Annotated in this window: 14 protein-coding genes; 7 read left to right on the top strand and 7 right to left on the bottom strand. The window is 74.5% G+C overall.

What is annotated here, in order from left to right; all coding sequences use genetic code 11:
- Positions 1-17 precede the first annotated feature (17 nt).
- The gene (locus EES41_RS30200) at positions 18-545 is read left to right on the top strand and encodes a hypothetical protein (RefSeq protein WP_123081149.1); all 528 of its coding nucleotides are present in this window, start codon (positions 18-20) and stop codon (positions 543-545) included.
- Between the two features lie 126 nt (positions 546-671).
- Here the strand turns inward: EES41_RS30200 and EES41_RS30195 are convergent, their stop codons facing one another.
- Genes EES41_RS30195 through EES41_RS30170 form a run of 6 tightly spaced genes read right to left on the bottom strand, consistent with a single transcriptional unit; the run spans position 672 to position 7286 of the window.
- Positions 672-1262 carry a GAF domain-containing protein gene (locus tag EES41_RS30195; protein WP_123081148.1) on the bottom strand — a complete coding sequence of 197 codons (591 nt, stop codon included), beginning with the start codon at positions 1260-1262 and terminating at the stop codon, positions 672-674.
- 25 nt (positions 1263-1287) lie between these two features.
- Positions 1288-2121 carry a S8 family serine peptidase gene (locus tag EES41_RS30190; RefSeq protein ID WP_123081147.1) on the bottom strand — a complete coding sequence of 278 codons (834 nt, stop codon included), beginning with the start codon at positions 2119-2121 and terminating at the stop codon, positions 1288-1290.
- The gene (locus tag EES41_RS30185) at positions 2118-5261 is read right to left on the bottom strand and encodes an adenylate/guanylate cyclase domain-containing protein (RefSeq protein ID WP_123081146.1); all 3144 of its coding nucleotides are present in this window, start codon (positions 5259-5261) and stop codon (positions 2118-2120) included. Before EES41_RS30185 ends, EES41_RS30190 begins: the two co-directional genes overlap by 4 nt.
- 41 nt (positions 5262-5302) lie before the next feature.
- Entirely contained in the window at positions 5303-5545 is a 243-nt protein-coding gene (locus EES41_RS30180; protein WP_254211613.1) for an aroma-sacti cluster domain-containing protein, read from the bottom strand.
- A complete protein-coding gene (locus tag EES41_RS30175) occupies positions 5542-6204 on the bottom strand; it encodes an iron-containing redox enzyme family protein (protein ID WP_123081145.1) in 663 nt (220 codons plus the stop codon). The genes EES41_RS30180 and EES41_RS30175 overlap by 4 nt, the downstream gene beginning before the upstream one ends.
- A complete protein-coding gene (locus EES41_RS30170) occupies positions 6201-7286 on the bottom strand; it encodes a radical SAM protein (protein WP_123081144.1) in 1086 nt (361 codons plus the stop codon). Before EES41_RS30170 ends, EES41_RS30175 begins: the two co-directional genes overlap by 4 nt.
- 528 nt (positions 7287-7814) lie before the next feature.
- On the opposite strand from EES41_RS30170, the gene EES41_RS30165 reads away from it, so the two are divergent.
- Genes EES41_RS30165 through EES41_RS30140 form a run of 6 tightly spaced genes read left to right on the top strand, consistent with a single transcriptional unit; the run spans position 7815 to position 15845 of the window.
- Positions 7815-9098: a glycosyltransferase gene (locus EES41_RS30165; protein ID WP_254211612.1), complete on the top strand. Its 1284-nt coding sequence runs from the start codon at positions 7815-7817 to the stop codon at positions 9096-9098.
- The gene (locus EES41_RS30160) at positions 9070-10032 is read left to right on the top strand and encodes a hypothetical protein (protein ID WP_123081142.1); all 963 of its coding nucleotides are present in this window, start codon (positions 9070-9072) and stop codon (positions 10030-10032) included. The genes EES41_RS30165 and EES41_RS30160 overlap by 29 nt, the downstream gene beginning before the upstream one ends.
- 38 nt (positions 10033-10070) lie before the next feature.
- Positions 10071-11297: a radical SAM protein gene (locus tag EES41_RS30155; RefSeq protein WP_123082783.1), complete on the top strand. Its 1227-nt coding sequence runs from the start codon at positions 10071-10073 to the stop codon at positions 11295-11297.
- Positions 11298-11299: 2 nt separating this feature from the next.
- Complete coding sequence (locus tag EES41_RS30150) at positions 11300-12229, top strand: hypothetical protein (RefSeq protein WP_123081141.1); 930 nt, start codon at positions 11300-11302, stop codon at positions 12227-12229.
- The gene (locus EES41_RS30145; RefSeq protein WP_123081140.1) at positions 12226-13695 is read left to right on the top strand and encodes an MFS transporter; all 1470 of its coding nucleotides are present in this window, start codon (positions 12226-12228) and stop codon (positions 13693-13695) included. The genes EES41_RS30150 and EES41_RS30145 overlap by 4 nt, the downstream gene beginning before the upstream one ends.
- A gap of 11 nt (positions 13696-13706) precedes the next feature.
- Complete coding sequence (locus EES41_RS30140; protein WP_254211610.1) at positions 13707-15845, top strand: prolyl oligopeptidase family protein; 2139 nt, start codon at positions 13707-13709, stop codon at positions 15843-15845.
- A gap of 119 nt (positions 15846-15964) precedes the next feature.
- Here EES41_RS30140 and EES41_RS30135 read toward each other — a convergent pair whose 3' ends face one another.
- Complete coding sequence (locus EES41_RS30135; RefSeq protein ID WP_123081138.1) at positions 15965-17767, bottom strand: BTAD domain-containing putative transcriptional regulator; 1803 nt, start codon at positions 17765-17767, stop codon at positions 15965-15967.
- Between the last annotated feature and the right edge of the window lie 120 nt (positions 17768-17887).

Raw genomic sequence — 17887 nt, 5'->3', positions numbered from 1 at the left:
TGTGATCGGATGAGCCCATGGTGGATACGCGCACGGCCCTGGGGCCGCTCGAACGGGCCGGAGACGTCTGGGTGGTCGGAGACTCCGGCCGTTCCGGCGGATCGTGGCTCGAATTCCGTGCGGAGGGGTTGTACCGGCAGGCGTCCGACGGGGACGGCGAGTTGATCCCGTGGTCCCGGATCATGCTCGGGATCGGCGTCTACGTCGGGCGCGGGCACCCGCGTACGGGTCAGTACACGCTGGCGGGGATGCTCGGCAACCTGCCCGGTCCCTTCCGGGGCCGTGGTGGTGGTCACCTCGACATGACGCTCCGCCACCCCTACGAGGACCGCAAGCTGACCTTCGACCGGCACGCGCGCGCCTACCCGCTCCTCGACACCTTCCTCCTGGAGGAACTGCTGTCGCAGGTCGTCGCCGCGGACGAGACACCCCGGCTCGGCGACCCCGACTGGCTGACCCGGGCGGTCGGCCGCCTGGGGCAGCCGAGCCCCCGGATGACGCGCCGCCGGCTCAGCGCAGCGGTGGAGGAAGCCTGGCGGGGCTGAAGCACGCAGCACCGGCCGGCAGGGGGCGTGCCCCCTGCCGTTCCCCTCTGACCGTGGAGCCCCGTACTCGCGTTCGTCGTCGACGGGTGGCTTCCATCGGCCCGTCTCTCGCGGGAGGTGCGCCGCTCACTCTCCCAGGAGGCGGCGGGCTTCCGAGAGCAGGCGGCGGAGTTCGGTGCGCGAAGGGTCGTCCGGGGTGTCCGGGGCGTCCGGGGCCGGCCGGGGCTCGTGGGTGGTCAGGACGTGCAGGGCGACGGCGGCCTGACGGGCGAAGAGACCCAGCAGGTCGAGCTCCGGCAGGCCGGACCGGGCCTGTGGGGACGGGTCGAGCACCTCCAGGACGCCGAGGACCCGGTCCCTGCGGATGAGCGGGGCGGCCATCAGCGCGTTCGGGACGTAGCCGGTGGACTCGGCGATGTCCCTGTCGAAGGAAGTGCTGTCGTGCAGGTCGTCGACCACCATCGGCTCCCCCGAGGCGGCGACCCACCCGGCGATCCCCCGGCCCGCCGGGAATCGCCGCCCCACCAGGAACTCTTGTCCCTGCCCGGAGACGGCCTCGAAGATGAGCTCGTCCGCCGTGGCGTCCAGGAGCATGATGGAGCTCGCCTGCGCGCCGAAGATGGCGCGCGCGGTGTCAACCACCGTCTGCAGGAGCTCCGCCACGGCCGGATCCGGCCGGGGTGCTGCGGGCACGACAGGGGCGATCGTCTGAGCCATGGGGCTTCCCTTCCGGCGCCGGTCGCTACCGGCTTTCGTGGACACGGACGTTGGCTGCGGACAGGTACAGGGCGTTCTTCAGCTGGAACGGCGTCAGCCGGGGGCCGCTCGACAGGATCCGCGCGCAGAGCCCCGCGATGAACGGGGTGGCGAAGCTGTTGCCGGAGCTGCGGATCGACGTGCCACCGAGCCAGGCCACCTGGACCCTCTGGCCGGGGGCGAAGAACTCCACCGGGGGCTCGGGGTTGTAGAGGTGGAGATCCGGGTCGTCCTCCTGGTGGCTGCCGACCGAGATCACCGAGGAGAAGCGCCAGGGAAAGCTCTCCACGCGCGTGTTGTGCGCGGAGGCGACGATCACGGTCTGCTGGAAGTACGCCTCGTCGGCCAGTCGGCGCAACTCGTCCTCGAAGCGGTCGTGGGTGGTGGACAGGCTCAGGTTCACCACGTCGAACCGCTGGCGCACGGCCCACCGGATTCCTTCGAGCAGGACGTCCCCGCTGCCGGAGAACCGGTCGCCGAGCACCCGGATGCTGGACAGCTCGCAGTCCGGCGCGGTGCGCCGGATGATCCCGGCGCACGCGGTGCCGTGCCCGCAGGCGTCCCCCTCCTCCGTCTCCTCGACGTGGACCCCGTCGTCGTCCTTGAAGACCCGCCACGACTGGGCGACCGGGCCGACCATGGGGTGGTCCCGTTCGATGCCCGAATCGACCACGCAGACGCGTACGCCGCGCCCGGTGCCTCCGAGGAGACCCTTCTCGGGCAGGTCCGGGGGGCCGTCGGCCTCCACGGGTACGTCCGCGGGGCCCCGCCCCCGCAGGCCCCAGGTGAGTGCGGGCGCCGGTTGCTGTGCGGTGGTCATCGTGGTGCTTCCTTTCCGGCTCCGGTGACTCCTCCGACGGCGGGGCCGTGCCCGGGCGAGCGGCTGCGGCAGCGAGCGGCCACGGCCTCGGCCTGCCGTACGGCGGGGAGATGGCCCTTCACCTCGAAGCGCCCCCGGGCGCGCGTCGCCGCCGCGGCCGCCTCGGCCGGGTGCCCCAGCGCGAGGGCGGTACGGGCGAGGTCGAGGGCGGCGATGCCCTGGACGACGGGCGAGTCGGTGCGGCCGGCGGTGGCGAGCGCCCTGGCGGCCAGCCGGGTGGCGGTCGCCGCCTGCCCTCGCGCGGCGGCGATCCGGGCGCGCAGGCCGTCGAGGTCCGCCGACTCGGCTCGGGGCCGGGCCGGCTGCGCCCCCTCCCCCTCCAGTTCGGCGAGGGTGTCGCGGGCGGTGCGCCAGTCGCCGAGGTCCAGCCGGATGCGGGCGGCGTCCAGCAAGGCGCTGCGCAGCAACGCCGTGGCGCCCAGGTCCCGCGCGGCCGCTGCGGCCCGCTCCAGGCTCAGGAGCGCCTCCTCCCGGCGGCCGGTCAGGTCGGCCACGGTCGCGGTGAAGATCGGCAGGAAGGCGTCGGCCTCGGCGTAGCCGAGCCTCTTGGCGAGGTGCTCCGCCTCCGCGAGGCAGGCCAGGGCCCCGTCGTGGTCGTCGTGGAGGGCCAGCACCACCGCCAGCGGGCAGTTGAGCGTCAGCCGGACGGCCCGGCGGCCGGCCCCCTGGTCGGCAAGGAGCGCGCGGCAACGGGCCACCGCGTACGCGACCGGTTGCGGGCCGCGCCAGAGCGAGACCCCCGTCGCTCCGAGGGCCGCGGCCCGCTCCGGCTCGGCGTCGGCGCGTACCGCGTGGTCCAGCGCGCGGGCGAGCAGACGCTCCGCCGACCGGTGCCGGCCTTGTTCCTGGGCGCGCTGGGCGAGCCGCAGGCAGGCCCTGGCCTGGCCGAGGTCGTCGCCGGCCGCCGCGAAGAGCGCCAGGGTGGCGCCGGCGGCCTCTGCCGGTGACTCGTCCGCTCCCGCGGACCGGCCGACCGAGGCCAGGGCAAGGCGGGCGTGCGCGGTCTCCACCGCCTCCCCGCCGCCGGCCAGGGCCTCGGCCAGCACCTGTTCGAGCAGCGCTCTGCCTTCCGCGCCGCGCCCCAGGTCCAGCAGCGTCTGGCCGAGCCGCCGACGCGTCGCCGTACTTCCCGGCTCGCCCGTCGCGTACCGGGCCGTGGCCCTGGACAGCACGTCGGCCGCCCACACGGGGTCGGCGTGGGCCAGCGCCAGCCGTCCGGCCTCGGCGAGGGCGTCGGCGGCGCGCCGGCGCAGCCCGTCGGTGTGCGCGTCCTGGGCGCCCAGCTCGACCCGATAGCGGTACGCCTGTTCCAGATGGCCCCCGACCGCCGCGCTGCCCCGCTGGCGGACCGAGTCCAGCCGGGCCGCCCGTTCGTGCTGGTCGGCCCGGTCCTGCTTGGACTGGCTGGCGTAGACGACCTCCTGGATCAGCCCTCCGGCGAAGCGGAACGCCCCGCCGTCCGGGCTGATCAGGCGGTGCCGGACCAGCCGGTGCAGCACGGGCCGGAGCTCGGACCCGGTCCACGCCGGGGCGGGAGGTGCGGCGAGCGCCGTCAGTTCGTCGGCGGTGAAGTCGCCGCCCAGGACGGACGCGAGGCCCAGGGCCTGGTGCTCGGACGGGTCGAGCGCGTCGATCCGGGCGCCGATCAGGGCCTGGAGCGGGAGCGGGACGCTGTCCGCGTCGACAGGGACGCCCGCGACCAGCAACTGCTCCAGGTGCAGCGGGTTTCCGCCCACCCGTGCCAGGACCCGGGGGCCGAGCGGCTCGCCGTGCGCCGCGCCCCCGGTGAGCTCGGCCGCGAGGAGCTGCGCCTCGGCGTCGGAGAGCCCGCCGAGCGGCACGGTGCCCAAGGCCAGCTCGGGCCGTACGTCGAACAGTTGGGGGCGGGTGAGGAGAACGATCAGGACGGCCGCGTCGGCGAGTGCCCGCAGCAGCCGGTCGAGGAAGTCGAAGAGCGGCTGCGCGGCCCAGTGGCAGTCGTCGATCACCAGCACCACGGGCTCCGCTTCGCAGAGCCCGGCGAGGACCTTGGCGAGCGCGGCGCAGGTGTCCGCCGGCGACGGGTGGGGCGTCCCGCCCAGGAGCAGGCCCTGGTGGAGCAGGTCCAGTTCGGGCGAGGGTACGGCCGCGGCGCCGCTCCTCAGCAGGTCGGCCACGGCGTCGGCGAGCGGTCCGAGGCTGGGCTGTTCGCCACGGGCCCGGCAGCGCCCGACGCCGTGACGTGGGCCGCCGGCCGTGGCCGTGGCCCGGTGGAGCCACTCTCGCACGAGCCGGGTCTTGCCCTGGCCCGCCTCTCCCCCGATCACCATGCGTTCGGCCCGGCGGGTCCGCACCACACGGTCCAGCGTCTCGTCGATCAGGGCGAGTTCGCCGGTCCGGCCGATGAACGCGAGGTCGAAGCGGCGCAGTGCCTCCGGGCCCTCCTCCTCGTCCAGGCCGAGCAGGCGGTGGGCGGCGACCCGGTCGCTCTTGCCCTTGAGCAGCAGCGGGCCGGTCTCCGTCGTACGGACGCCCGGCCCGGCGGCCGCCAAGGTGTCCGGTCCGATGAGGATCTCCCCTGCGGCGGCGTTCTGTTCCAGGCGCGCGGCGACGTTGACCACCTCGCCGGAGACCATCGCCTGCCGCAGGAGAGCCGAACCGGTGACCGCCTGACCGGTGTTGAGACCGATGCGCATCTCCAGCCGTACGCCGACGCCCTGCTCCAGCCGGACGTTGAGCCCGGTGAGCGCCTCCCGCATGGCCAGGGCGGCGGCGACCGCCCGGCGGGCGTCGTCCTCCCGCACGGTCGGCACGCCGAAGACGGCCATCACGGCGTCCCCGATGAACTTCTCCACGGTGCCGCCCTGCTCCTCGATCCGCAGTCTCATCAGGTCGAACCAGCGAAGCGTCACCGAGCGCAGGGTCTCCGCGTCCAGCGCTCCGGAGAGCGCCGTGGAACCCACCAGGTCGCAGAAGAGGACGGTCACCACCTTGCGGCCGGTCGGCTTGGCCGTGACCGGCCCGGGGGCGCACGGGCTGCCGCAGAAGGGGCAGAACCGGGCGGCGGGCGGCAGTGCGCTCCGGCACGAGGTGCACGGCATGGGTTCCTCCGGTGGACGCGGGACGGCGGGGCGGCCGGGGGTCAGAAGAGAGCGCCGCCCGCCACGTCGGCATGGGCCTGCACCTCGGGAGCCGCCGCGTCGAGCCGCCCCCTGATGTCGACGAGCAGGGCCAGTTCCTCCGGGGACAGCGCGCGCAGGACCTCGTACTGCTCTTCGCTGAGGGCGTCGAGTTCGAACCCCGCGGCGGCCAGCTCCTCCAGGGTGGGCTCGGAGGGGGAATCACCCGACGAGGCGTCTTCGTACGGCATGGTGTCCTCGGTCACGGGTGTCCTCCGGGGTCGGCGGCGAGGGAGAGGAAGAGCCGGGTGAGCAGGTTCGCCGTGTGCAGTGCGCTGACGGAGACGGCGGTCTGCCGGGCCGGGGTCGGAGCGAGTTCGTCGAGCACCCGGTGAAGGTCTTCGAGGTGGCCGCCGTCGAGCTCGGCGTGTTCCCTGAGGGTGCGGAACGCGCCGTCGGGGAGCCCGGTGGCCTCGGTGAGGCGGTCGGCGAGGCGGGGCCCGGGGGCGTTGCCCTCCAGGACCGCCATGTACCCGAGCAGTGTGACGGGGTGCTCGTGCTCGATCCGGTAGTACTGCGCCCCGGCGAGTTCGACGACGACGGGGTGCGGCACGGCGGCCGGCCCGGCACCGGCGGCGGCGAGGTCTTCGAGCAGCCAGGTGTCGTGGTCGCGCTCTTCCCCGGCGTGGCGGGTGTAGTACGCCGCGAGCCTCCGCGCGCCCGGGTCGTCCAGCTCGGCGCACCGCTCGGCGGCCCGCTCCAGCAACGGCACCGAGGCCCGTACGAGCGGGTGCATGGCCGCCAGGTAGCGGAGGTACCGCTGCCGTAGTCCGTCCGGTCGCCAGAGGGCCGCGGTCGCGGCCCTCAAGACGGTGGTGGTGGGCGTGAGCTTGGTCCTGAGGGCGAGGGAGGCGGTGGCGGTCATCGGCCGCTCTTCCCGGCCGCGGGAACCGACTCGACCAGGTGCGCGTAGCGGGCGCAGCCCAGGCGGCTCACCAGGGCGGCGGGTCCGGCGGCGAGCTGCTGCTCCGCGCTGAGCCGGTCGAGGAGTTCGCCGACCCGGCCGCCGGCGTCGCGGGCCGCGCCCGCGAGGACCTCGGGGCGGTCGGCGAGTGCGTGACAGCCGCGGCAGTAGCCGGCCGGGGCGGGCGAGGTCCCGTAGCGGGCGTGCAGCCGCTGGGGGCCGACGGAGCGCAGCATCCGCAGCACCGGGGAGCCGAGGGAGCGCTCGCGGACGGCCGGCCAGTCGTCCTCGGCGATGTGTCCGAGCCGCAGGTGCGGGGGAACGGGGCGGCGGTCCACCGTCCACTGGTTGCAGCAGGCGGCCACGGTCCCGTCGAAGGCGACCACCGGCCAGGCCGCGAGGGTGCAGGGCGTCGCCCGGGAGCCGTCCGGTCCGGCCGGTGTCGCCGGGACGAGGCCCGCGGCGCGGCCGAGCGGCCGGACCTCGTTGACGAGCATGGGCACCCGGCCGGCGAAGACGCGGCGGATGTCCGCGACGGCGTCCGCCAGATACGGGTCGTCGGGTCCGGTACCGGTGAGGTGGACGCTGGCGGGGATCCCGGCGTCGAGGACGGCCCGGAGGGCGCGCAACACATCCGCGCGCGGGACCTCGCGCTCGTGGTGGACGTCCAGGCTCGCCGAGAAGTGGTCGAGGGCCGTGATCGCTCGCATGATCCGGTCCGGGACGCGTCCGTCACGGGCGAAGAACATTCCGCTGAGCAGCGCCACGCGGGAGCCCGCGGCGCGGGCGAGACCGGCCAGGCGAGCCGCCAGTTCGGGCAGCAGCAGCGGTTCACCGCCGGTCAGCATGACCACCTCGGGGCGGTCCCCCGCGCCGAACGAACCGATGAAGCGCAGCAGGTGTTCCGGGTCGGGCTCGTCGGAGACCGCCATGGAGGAGTTGGTGGAGCAGTGTGCGCAGCTCAGGGGGCAGCGGCGGGTGAGCGCCACCAGCAGGCCACCACAGGGCACCGGCCGCAGGCCTATGAGCTCAGCCAGCTCCACGTCTCCTCCTCTGTTGCTCGTGCCGCACGCCCGTGCCGCGCGCGGATCATGGCTCGGATCGTGCCCGCGCGTGGCAGGCTTCCGGTTCACCAACGCCTGGTTGTCGGTTGATCCGCAGGTCGGCGCGGGCGGACGCCGGGGCGCGGCGGGGCGTACGGCGGGATCCCGGGGGCGTACCGCGTCCGTGAAGTCGGCGTATACCGGCGCCGAACCGGTGGCCAGGCGGTCCCGTACCGGGTCTCCGTAACTTTCTTCTCAGCCGGCGGAACGACGCCGTCAACCGAAGGAGAACGACATGCCCGAGAACACGAACCCCGAGACCGAGAACGAGGACATCGAGGTCGTCGCCCACCGCGAGGACGAGGAGGCCGAGGCCGGCTGCATCGTCAACAACTCCCACGAGATGTGACATCTCGTCATCGAGTCTGAGCACCGCGCGGGCCCCCGGCTCTCGGCAGATCCTGCCCTGAGCCGGGGGCCCGCGGCCACCCCGGCACCGGAACCGCCACACCGATGGAGCGGCACGTCATGAAGATCCTTCTCTGCCCGCTCAGTGACGGCGGCTATCTCTACCCGTCGATCGCGGCCGGCCGGGAACTACGGCGCCGGGGCCATGACGTCAGTGTGCTGGGCCGGTCCACCGCAGCGCCCGTCGCCGCCGATGCCGGACTGCCGTTCGCGGCGGCCGAGGACTTCGGAGGCCACCGGGCGTTCTCCGCGACGTGGTGGGGGCCGACCGGAGCGGCACAGTACCGGGCGACCGTACGCGCGGCCCGGGAGACGGGGGCCGACCTGCTGGTCACCTCCGTGCTCTGCAACGGCGCCCTGCTCGCCGCCGAGACGCTGGACATCCCGGTGGCGGTGATCGGGCTCTCGGTGCACCTGTGGGACTACCGGGCCGGCGGCGACGACGAGCCGCACCTGGGCCGTACCCGGCGGAGCAGGACCCATGACTGCCTGCGGCTCCACGCCGACCTCCGGGAGCAGGCCGGTCTGGCGGGGCGCGCCTCCCGGTGGGGGGACGAACCGCTGCTGGGCGACGCGTTGCTCCTGCGCGGGGATCCGGAGCTGGAGTATCCGGGTGCGCGGCTGCCCGAGCGGGTCCATCACGTGGGTCCGCTGTCCTGGGAACCGGCACCCGACCCGGCGGAGGTCGAGGCGATAGGGGATCACCTGTCGCGGTCCGGCAAACCCGTCGTCTACGTCCATCTCGGCCGCTTCTTCGAGGGCAGGAGCCTGTGGCCGCGGCTCAACGAGGCCTTCACCGGCGGCAGGTTCCAGGCGGTGGTCGAGCAGGGCCGCTCGACCGACCCGCGGCCCGCCCCGGACGCCGACATCCTGCTGGTCCGCAAACGGTGGATGGGACCGCTCGTCGACCGCGCCGGGCTCGTGCTGAGCAGCGGCACCTCCGCACCCGTGCTGGCCGCGCTCCTGCGCGGCCGGCCCCTCGCACTTTCGCCCAACGGCTCGGAGCAGCCCCTGCTCGCCGGTGCCTGTATGCGGGCCGGCGTGGCCGTGCACTTCCCGAACAACCCTTCCGTGGAGGCTTCGCCGCTGCTGGAGTCCGCGTGGCGGGACGACGGTCTGCGCTCTCGCGCTCACGTGCTCGGCAGCAGGCTGGCCGCGATGGACAGCGCGGTACGCGCGGCCGACGTCGTCGAGCGGGTGGCCGGGGCGTCCACCGCTCCCCCGGCCGGCGCTGCCCCGGCCGGCGCTGCCCCGGCCGGCGCTGCCCCGGCCGGCGCCCCCTCGGCCACGGCGTCCGTTTCCTCAAAGGAGAACCATGAGTACGCGATCAGTAGACCTCGATGAGGCCGTGACCGGCCTGTCGGTGGGCACGCGGCGGTGGATAGGGCTGCACGCCGCCTACCTCGACTCCCCGGCGGCGCACGCCGAACTGCCGGTGACCCCGCGGGTGAAGGCCCTCCTGCAGCTCGCGATGCTCCGCCGCTACTGGGAGAGGTGCGCGCCCGCGGACCCCTCCGTGGCCGGCGTGACCGGAGTGGTCGAACACGTCTGGCAGCGTCCCGACTTCCCTCAGCTCCTCACCCTCGAAGTCCGGCACGCGCGGCAGTTCGAGCTCATGTACGCGGCGCTGGCACCGGCCGGGGCCGTCACCGACGCGCCCCGTGCCGTGCTGGCCAGGCTGGCCGCCGGCAGCTACCTGACGCCGGGCCGGAAGCCGCCGTTCCTGCATCTGGAGGCCAGGTTCTACGCCGACCTCGCGGGCGCCCCGCACCGCTTCGCCCCGTACGAGGAGCTGTACGAGGCGAGTCCGCTCCCCCGCGCCGCCACGCTGCCCGTGGCCGACCTGGACGGCTGCCAGGTGGCGCACACCCTCCTCTACCTCAGTGACTTCGGCCTGCGCGATCCCGGCCTTCCCGAAGAGGAACGGGCGCGGGCGCTGCGCGTGGTGGAACGGCTGACGGACCACTGCGTGGCCCTCGGCGACTGGGACGTCGTGGCCAAGCTGCTGCTCGCCCAGTACTGCCTGGGCGCGGATCCGCTGCGCACCCCCTCCGGGGCGGCCGGCCTGCGGATGCTCTGCGCGGCCCAGGCCTCTGACGGGGCGATCCCCGGGCGCTCCGCCACCGAGCGGGTCCCGGCGGACGCCACGCCCGTGGCGTACTTCCGGAAGTCCTACAAAGTGACCCTCGCCGTGGCGCTGATGACGCTCGTCGTCACCGGCGGCCGGACCGACGAGCTTGCCCTGACAGCGGCAACGGCCAAAAGGGAGGCCCTGTGAGCATCGACCAAGTGGTGAGTATCGGCCTGCCCGTGAACATCAGCCCGCCCCCGGGCCCGGGCCCGGCGGTGACGGCCGCTGAGACCCGCGAGCCCCTCCCCTTTGGCGCCCGCCTCCTGAAGGGTGAGCGGAACTGGTGGTTCCTGGGCCCGGGCGGGGTGGCTCGGCTGCGCGACCGGCACGTCACGGCCGACGGGGGCCTGCGCCCCGACGCGGAGCAGCGGCTGCACGAGAGCGGCATGTTCACCCCCGGCCGGATCAGCTCCTACTCGCTGACCGTCCTCACCAGCACCCACTGCAACCTGGGCTGCGGGTACTGCTTCCAGAACACCGCCCAGGACCAGGCGGGCGGCAGCCGGCCGCCCCGGATCGCCCAGACCCGCCTCACCTCGAAGACCATCACCGAGATACTCGGCTTCACCGAGCGGCAGATGGCCGAAGCCGGCCTGGACAAGCTCCGGATCCTGCTCTTCGGCGGGGAGCCCCTGCTCAACCCGCGCGGATGTCTCGAACTGCTGGAGCGGGCCGCGGGGATCGCGCCGACCTCCGCCTGGATGATCTCCAACGCCACGCTGCTCACCCCGTCCCTCGCCCGCCGGCTCGCCGACCTGGGACTGACCTCCGTCCAGGTCACCTTCGACGGCGACCGCGCCGACCACGACCGGATCCGGGTCGGCCGGGCGGACGGCGGCGCCACCTTCGACAAGATCGTCGGCAACATGGCCAAGGCCTCCGAGGACACTCCGCTCCAGTGGACGCTGCGGGTGAACGTCTCCCAGGAGACCTTCCACGGCGTGGACGCCCTGATCGACCGGCTCGCCGGCGCGCTCGACCCCGCCCGGTGCACGCTGTACTTCGCCCGGATCGGCGACGTGGGGGTCGGCTACGCCAACAGTCTGCTGCACACGGGCGAACTCCCCGCCGCCTTCACCCGCTGGCAGCGCCGGGCGCTGGACCTCGGTTTCACCGTGGCCCGCCCCGGTGCCCGCAAGACCTGTGTCACCTGCGGTCACACCGACGGCCGCTACGGCGCGGTGGTCAGCGCGGACGGCACCCTGGCCAGCTGCTGGGAGACCGCGGGCAAACCCGACTGGGAGGTCGGCACGGCCGCCGACGGCTACCGGCCGGGCGCGCAGACCCGCGACCGCTGGATCGCCTGCCAGGACCTCTACCGCTACGACGAGGACGCCCGGACCCTCGCGCGATTCCGCGACTCCGTCGACACGGCCCTGCTCGACTACCTGCACGAGACGGGGCGCCTGTAGTCATGTCCTCACCCCTGGAGCAGCTCTCCGCCGGCGCGCTCGGCTGGCTGGGCGGGAACCTGGACTTCTTCGACCCGTTCTCGGCGAACGTCCGTTCGGCGCCCCTCGGAAGGGCGAAGGCGGCGCTGGAACTGGCGCTGCTCTGCCACTGCGCGGACCGCCTGGCCGAGCCCCCGCAGGCGCTGGGCGAGGCCGGGGCCCTGGTCCGGGGGCTCTGGCAGGACCCGGACCTCCCGCGGCTGTTCGCCGAGGTCCCGAAGTACACGTCCGGCTACGGGTTGATCTACGCCGCACTGGCCCCCGACGCGATCGACGACGCCCAGGTCCGCAGGGCGCTCGCGGGGCTCGACCCCGCGTTCCTCTCGCCGCGGGGGAAGTCCCCCTACCAGCGCGTCGAGATCCGCCACTACGCGGACAAGGCCGGTGTCCGCCACACCATCGAGCCGTACGCCGAGCTCCTGCCGCACAGCCCGCTCGTCGCGTTCCGCGCCGCCGAGCCGGGGGACGCGACCTCGGGGGACGGCGCGCCGCTCACCCTCCCGCAGGCGTACGCCGTGACGCACACCGCCTTCTATCTCGGCGACTTCGGCCGGACCGCCCCCGGGCTGGGCGGGGAGTCCCTGGCGCACGCCCGGGACCTGGTCGACCGCTTGCTGCGCCACAGCGTCGAGCACGACCTGTGGGACCTGGCCGCGGAGCTGGTCCTCACCCAGTTCATCCTGGGGAGCGAGCCGCTGGACACGCCCTCGGGAACCGCGGCCGTGGAGTGCCTGGTGCGGGCCCAGCGGCCCGACGGGGCGATCCCGGGGCGGTCGGCGGCGAGCGGGGCGAACCCGTCGGCCTCGGGCGGGGAGTTCTTCCGGACGGCGTACCACACGACCCTCGTCACCGCCCTCATGGCGCTGATCGTCGCGTCGCCGAGGCCGTCATGACACCGCGGCTGACCCTGATCAACCGCGACTACACCCGGCTCTGGTTCGGCCAGGCCGTCTCGTCCATCGGGGACGCCGTCTTCAGCACGACGCTGGTGCTGTGGGTGGCCACCGTACTGGCGAAGGGCGAGTCGTGGGCGCCGTTGGCGGTCAGCGGCATCGTGATGGCGTCGGGCGTCGCCGTGCTGGTCATCGGTCCGCTCGCGGGCGTGTTCGTCGACCGCTGGGACAAGCGCGCCACGATGCTGCGCAGCGAGGTGCTCCGCGGCGTCCTGGTGGCCGTGCTGACGACCGTCACCTTCCTGCCGGCCGGCGCCCTCCCGACCGGTGTCTGGCTCGCCCTGATCTACGCGACCGTGCTCCTGCTCCACGCGGCCGGCCAGTTCTTCTCCCCGGCGCGCTTCGCGGTCCTCGCGGACCTGGTGACCGGGGATGCGGACCGCGCCAGGGCGGCGGGCATCGCGCAGGCGACCGGTGAGACGGCCTGGATCATCGGGCCGCCCCTCGCCGCGCCGCTGCTGTTCACCGTCGGGCTGCAGTGGGCCCTGCTCTTCAACGGCCTGTCGTACGCGGTGTCGTACATCGCGATCCGTTCCATCGGCGTACGCGAGCTCGGCACGGGCTCCGCCGGGCCGGCCGGTGCGCGCAGGCCCGTCGAGCGGCAACGGGGCGCGCTGCGCAAGGAGTTCATGGACGGACTGCGCTTCTTCGCGGGCAGCCGGTTCCTGGTGGCGCTGCTCCTGCTCGCCGTCATAGGCCAGTTCGGGGCCGGGGCACTGGGCACCCTCAACGTCTTCTTCGCCACCGACAACCTCCACGCGGACGCCCACCTCTACGGGTATCTCGGCATGGCCATGGGTGCGGGTGGCATCACGGGAGCGCTGTGCGGGGGCCGGATGGTGCAGTGGCTCGGGGCGCGAAGGACCACCTGGATCGGCCTGCTGGTGAGCGGTGTGCTGCTGGTGGCCTACTCCCGGCAGACCGGCTTCCTGGGCGGTGTCGCCCTCCTCTTCGCGTTCGCCGTTCCGCTCACCATGCTGAACACCGCGATGTCACCGCTGCTGCTCGCGGCGGCGCCCCCGGACTACCGGGGCCGGGTGATGGCCGTGTTCTACCCGGTGACGAGACTGGCGGCGATGCTCTCCGCGGCCCTGTCCGGCTGGCTCGCCGGATCCGTGCTGCGGGACGTCGGGGGCTCGCTCGGCGGGCTCCGGTTCGGCCCCGTCGACACGATCATCGCCGCGTCGGGGCTGATCGTCCTCTTGGCCGGCGTCTTCGCGATGGCCGCCCTGCCCGACACGGGCGCCGAGAAGGCCGCCGCGAAAGCCGGCGATGACACGGCCGCGCCGGCGGACCCGGCGGCGAACGAGAGGGAGGGCGTCGAGGTCGTGGCCCACCACGACGACGAGGAACTCTCCGCCCGCGTCGTCGACCGGTCCAACGACCCCCGACCCACCGATGGATGAGGGAGCAAAGAGTGATCCCGCAAACCCGCCGCTATCCGCACGCGGAGCGGCAGGACGTCGTCGAGGAGGCGCACGGTCTGCGCGTCCCCGACCCGTACCGCCGGCTGGAGGACGCCGAGTCCCCCGCGACGCTCCGCTGGAGCGCGGAGCAGCAAACGCTCTACGAGGCGGAACGGGCGTCCTGGGCGGACCTGGAGCGCTGGAAGGCGGAGGTGGCGGCGATCGACGCCGTGGACCGCGCCCGGTCTCCCGAGGTCCGCGGCGGCAGGGTCTTCTGGCTACGGCAGGACGCCGGTCAGGAGCATCCCGTGCTCATGGTGGCGGAGGCGGGGGCGGATTCGACCGAGCGGGTGCTGCTGGACCCCAGTGCCCTCGACCCGTCCGGACGCACCGTCCTCGACGCCTGGGAGCCCTCCGTGGAGGGCGATCTGCTGGCCTTCCAGGTGTCCCGCAACGGCACGGAGGACTCACTGCTCCGGGTGCTCGACGTGGCCACCGGGAGGATCGTGGACGGGCCGGTGGACCGGGTGCGGAGGTCGTCGATCGGCTGGCTGCCCGGCGGTGAGGCGTTCTACTACGTCAGGAACCTCGACCCTCTGCTGCACCCCGGCGAGGGGCGCTACCACCGCCGGGTGTGCCTGCACCGGGTCGGCACGGACCCCGGGACGGACGCCCTGGTCTTCGGTGAGGGGCGGGACAAGACCCAGTTCTACAGCGTCTCCGTGACCGCGGACGGCCGCTGGCTCGGCGTCACGGCCACGCTCGGCACCGGCCGCGGCACCGATCTCTACCTGGCCGACCTGTGGGCGGGGCCGCTGGAGCGCCCGGAGCTGCGGCCCGTCCAGGAGGGCATGGACGCCGCCACCCGCCTGTACGCGGTGCCCGGCACCGGTCCGCGGGACCTGGTGTGGCTGCGCACCGACCGCGACGCCGCTCGCGGACGCGTCGTCGCGTGCCGGCCGGCCGAACTGCGTCTGGGCCCCGCTGCCTGGCGCGAGGTGATCCCCGAACGGCCCGACGCGGTGCTGACCCACCTCGTCGTGCTGTCCGGGCCGGAGCTCAAGCACCCGCTCGGCCTGGCCGCCTGGACCCGTGACACGGTGGCCGAGGTGACCGTGCACGACCTGGTCGAGGGCCGGCGGATCGCCACGGTCCCGCTGCCCGGCACCGGCGCGGTCGGCGACTTCTCGGCCGGGCCGCCCGGTGGTCACGAGGCCTACTTCGCCTACACCGACTTCGTCACACCGCCCCGGGTGCTCCGCTTCGACGCCCGGACGGGCCGCGCGTCGCGTTGGGAGCGCGACGCCCCGGATGCCCAGGGCGTCGGCGGCGCGGTCACCCGCCAGGTCGCCTTCCCCTCGCGGGACGGTACGACGGTGCGCATGTTCGTGATCTCCCCCACCGGCCGTCCGGACGTGGCGCGCCCCGCGCTGCTCACCGGCTACGGCGGCTTCGGCCGGACGATGTCGCCCCGGTACCGCGCCCAGGTCCTCGCCTGGGTCAGGGCCGGCGGGGTGTTCGCCTGGGCGGGCCTGCGCGGCGGCGGCGAGGAGGGCGAGGCCTGGCATCGGGCGGGCAGCGGGAGGAACAAGCAGCACACCTTCGACGACTTCGCCGCGGCCGGCGACCGCCTGATCGCGGAGGGCTGGACCGAGCCGGGCCGCCTCGCGATCATGGGCGGCTCCAACGGCGGGCTGCTGGTGGGCGCCGCCCTCACCCAGCAGCCGGGGAAGTACGCCGCCGTGGTGTGCGTGGCTCCCCTGCTGGACATGGTCCGCTACGAACTGTCCGGCCTCGGGCCCAGCTGGACGCCCGAGTACGGCAGCGCGCGGGACCCCGCCCTGCTGCCGACGCTGCTCGGCTACTCCCCTTATCACCGGGTCACCCCCGGGACCGCCTACCCGGCGGTGCTGCTGGTCGCCGCGGACGGCGACACCCGGACCGATCCGCTGCACGCCCGCAAGATGTGCGCCGCGCTCCAGCACGCCTCTTCCGGTACCGGTCCGGTGCTGCTGCGGCTGGAGCGCGGTGTCGGCCACGGTGACCGTTCCGCGTCCCGCGCGGTGGCCCTGCAAGCCGAGTGCCTCGCCTTCCTGGCGGGGCAGGTGGGGCTCCCGCCCCCGGGACGTCCCGCTCCGGCGACCCCGTGACCCGCCGGTTCCGGCCGCCGACTGGGGGGCGGCCGGAACCGGCGCCGGAACAGCGGTCCCCGGCCGTACGGTGCGAGACGGCGGCGGCCGATCGGCCCGGGGCAGCGCTCAGCCCGAGGTCAGCCCGAGGTCAGCACGGGGGTACCGAGCCCCGAGCCGCGCGCGTACATCCGTATCAGGTGCGGCAGTTCGTACTGCGCCGCGTGCGCGGTGACCTCGCCGCAGGGCGAAGTCACCATTCCGGCGTCGATGAGCGCCTCCACCACCCTCACGGCGTGCCGCTCGTCGCAGCCGAGGGCCTCGGCCGCCTCGGTCAGGCCGAAGGGACCCTCCCCGGTGCCCGCGGCCAGCCGTCCCGCGTCCCGGCCCCACTCCTCGGGCAGCGCCTCCCAGCCGTGGGCCAGCCACCGCCGGACGGACACGTCCCCGGAGGTCAGTTCGTCCAGCGCCCCCGCGGGGTCGGTGAGCCGGTCCGCGAACTCCCGCAGCGGGACGTGGCGGAGCACCGCGAGCCGCATCCCGCTCACCCGGACCGCCAGCGGCGACCCGCCGCAGGCGCGCACGATGCGCAGTGCGGCCTCCCGATCGGCCCGCACCCGTCCCTCGCCGACGAGCCCCGCGAGCAGTTGCACCGACTCGGCGGTGCCGAGCGGCGGGACGCAGACCCGGTCCACGGGCGCCAGACCGCCCAGCTGGCCGCGGGCGGTGAGCAGCACCCTGCCCCGCCCGCCGCACGGGAGCAGCGGTCGTACGGCGCGTTCGTCGGGCACGTCGTCCAGGATCACCAGTACGCGGTGCTCCGCCAGCCACTCCCGCCACGCCTCGGGCCCGGACAGCCCGACCTGGCCGGTCCGTTCACCGAGCTCCGCGAGCACCGCCGACAGCGAGCGGGTACGGCCGTCCGCGTCCCGCAGGCAGACGCAGAGCCGTCCGTCGGCGAACCGGTCCCCGAGCAGGTGGGCGGCCCGCACCGCCAGCGTGGTCTTCCCGGCCCCGGCGGGGCCCGACAGCAGCACGATGCGGCCGGCGCTCTCGTCCTCCAGGCGGTCCGTGAGGTACCGCAGTTCCTCGCCGTGCCCGGTGAAGTCGACGAGGTCGGGCGGCGGAGCGGCCGGCGGCCGGGCGGCGGCGCCCGCCCCGGCCCGGTCGTCACCCGCGAGGATCATCCGGTAGCGGGCCGCCATGGCGCCACCGGGCTCCAGGCCCAGTTCCCGGGCGAGGAGCTGCCGGTAGTCGTCGTACGCCGCGAGCGCCTCGGCCTGTCGGCCGGAACCGCTCAGCGCGCGCATCCAGGCGGACCGGAGCCGCTCCCGGAGCGGGTGCCGCTCCACCAGGTCCCGCAGCCCCTCGACCACGGCCGGCGCGCCGCCCAGCTCCAGCTCCGCCTCCGCCCAGCCCTCGTAGGCCGTGAGATGGCGCAGCTCCAGCCGCTCGGCCTCCTCGGCCAGCCGGGGCGACAGCCGAAGGTCGTCGCCCAGCGGCGGCCCCTGCCACAAGTCGAGGGCCTGACGCAGCAGTCGGGCGGCCGGGCGGGGCCCCTGCCCCTCGGCGGCCCGCACCAGTGAGCGGAACCTCAGGAGGTCGAGCTCGTCCTCCGCCACGCGCAGCACGTATCCGCCACCCGTGTGGATGAGCCGCGGCCGGTCCAGCTCGTCATCCGCGAGGAGCGCGCGCAGGGCACTCACGTACACCTGGAGGTTCTTGCGGGCGGTGCGCGGGGGCTCCTCCTGCCAGAGCGCGTCGGTCAACGCGTCGACGGAGACCGGGCTGTTGGCGGAGCCGAGCAGTGTTGCCAGCACGACCCGCTGCTTCAACGGGCCGAGGGGCAGGGCCCGGTCGTCCCGGTGGACCGCGAGCGGGCCGAGGACGCGGTACCTGAGCGGGCTGGGTGACGCTGCGGGCTTCGCGAACGGACGCGGCATCGAGCGAACCTCCGTAGGGTGACGGGAGTTGGTCGTTCCCCCCGATGGTCCGCCGGCCCGTACCCGTCACACATCGGTGCCGGGCCCGCAGAGTCGCGCCGTCCGTGACGGTGTCATGGG

The organism is Streptomyces sp. ADI95-16, assembly GCF_003721495.1.
Lineage (GTDB): Bacteria > Actinomycetota > Actinomycetes > Streptomycetales > Streptomycetaceae > Streptomyces > Streptomyces goshikiensis.
This window is presented reverse-complemented; position numbering and strand designations above follow the sequence as displayed.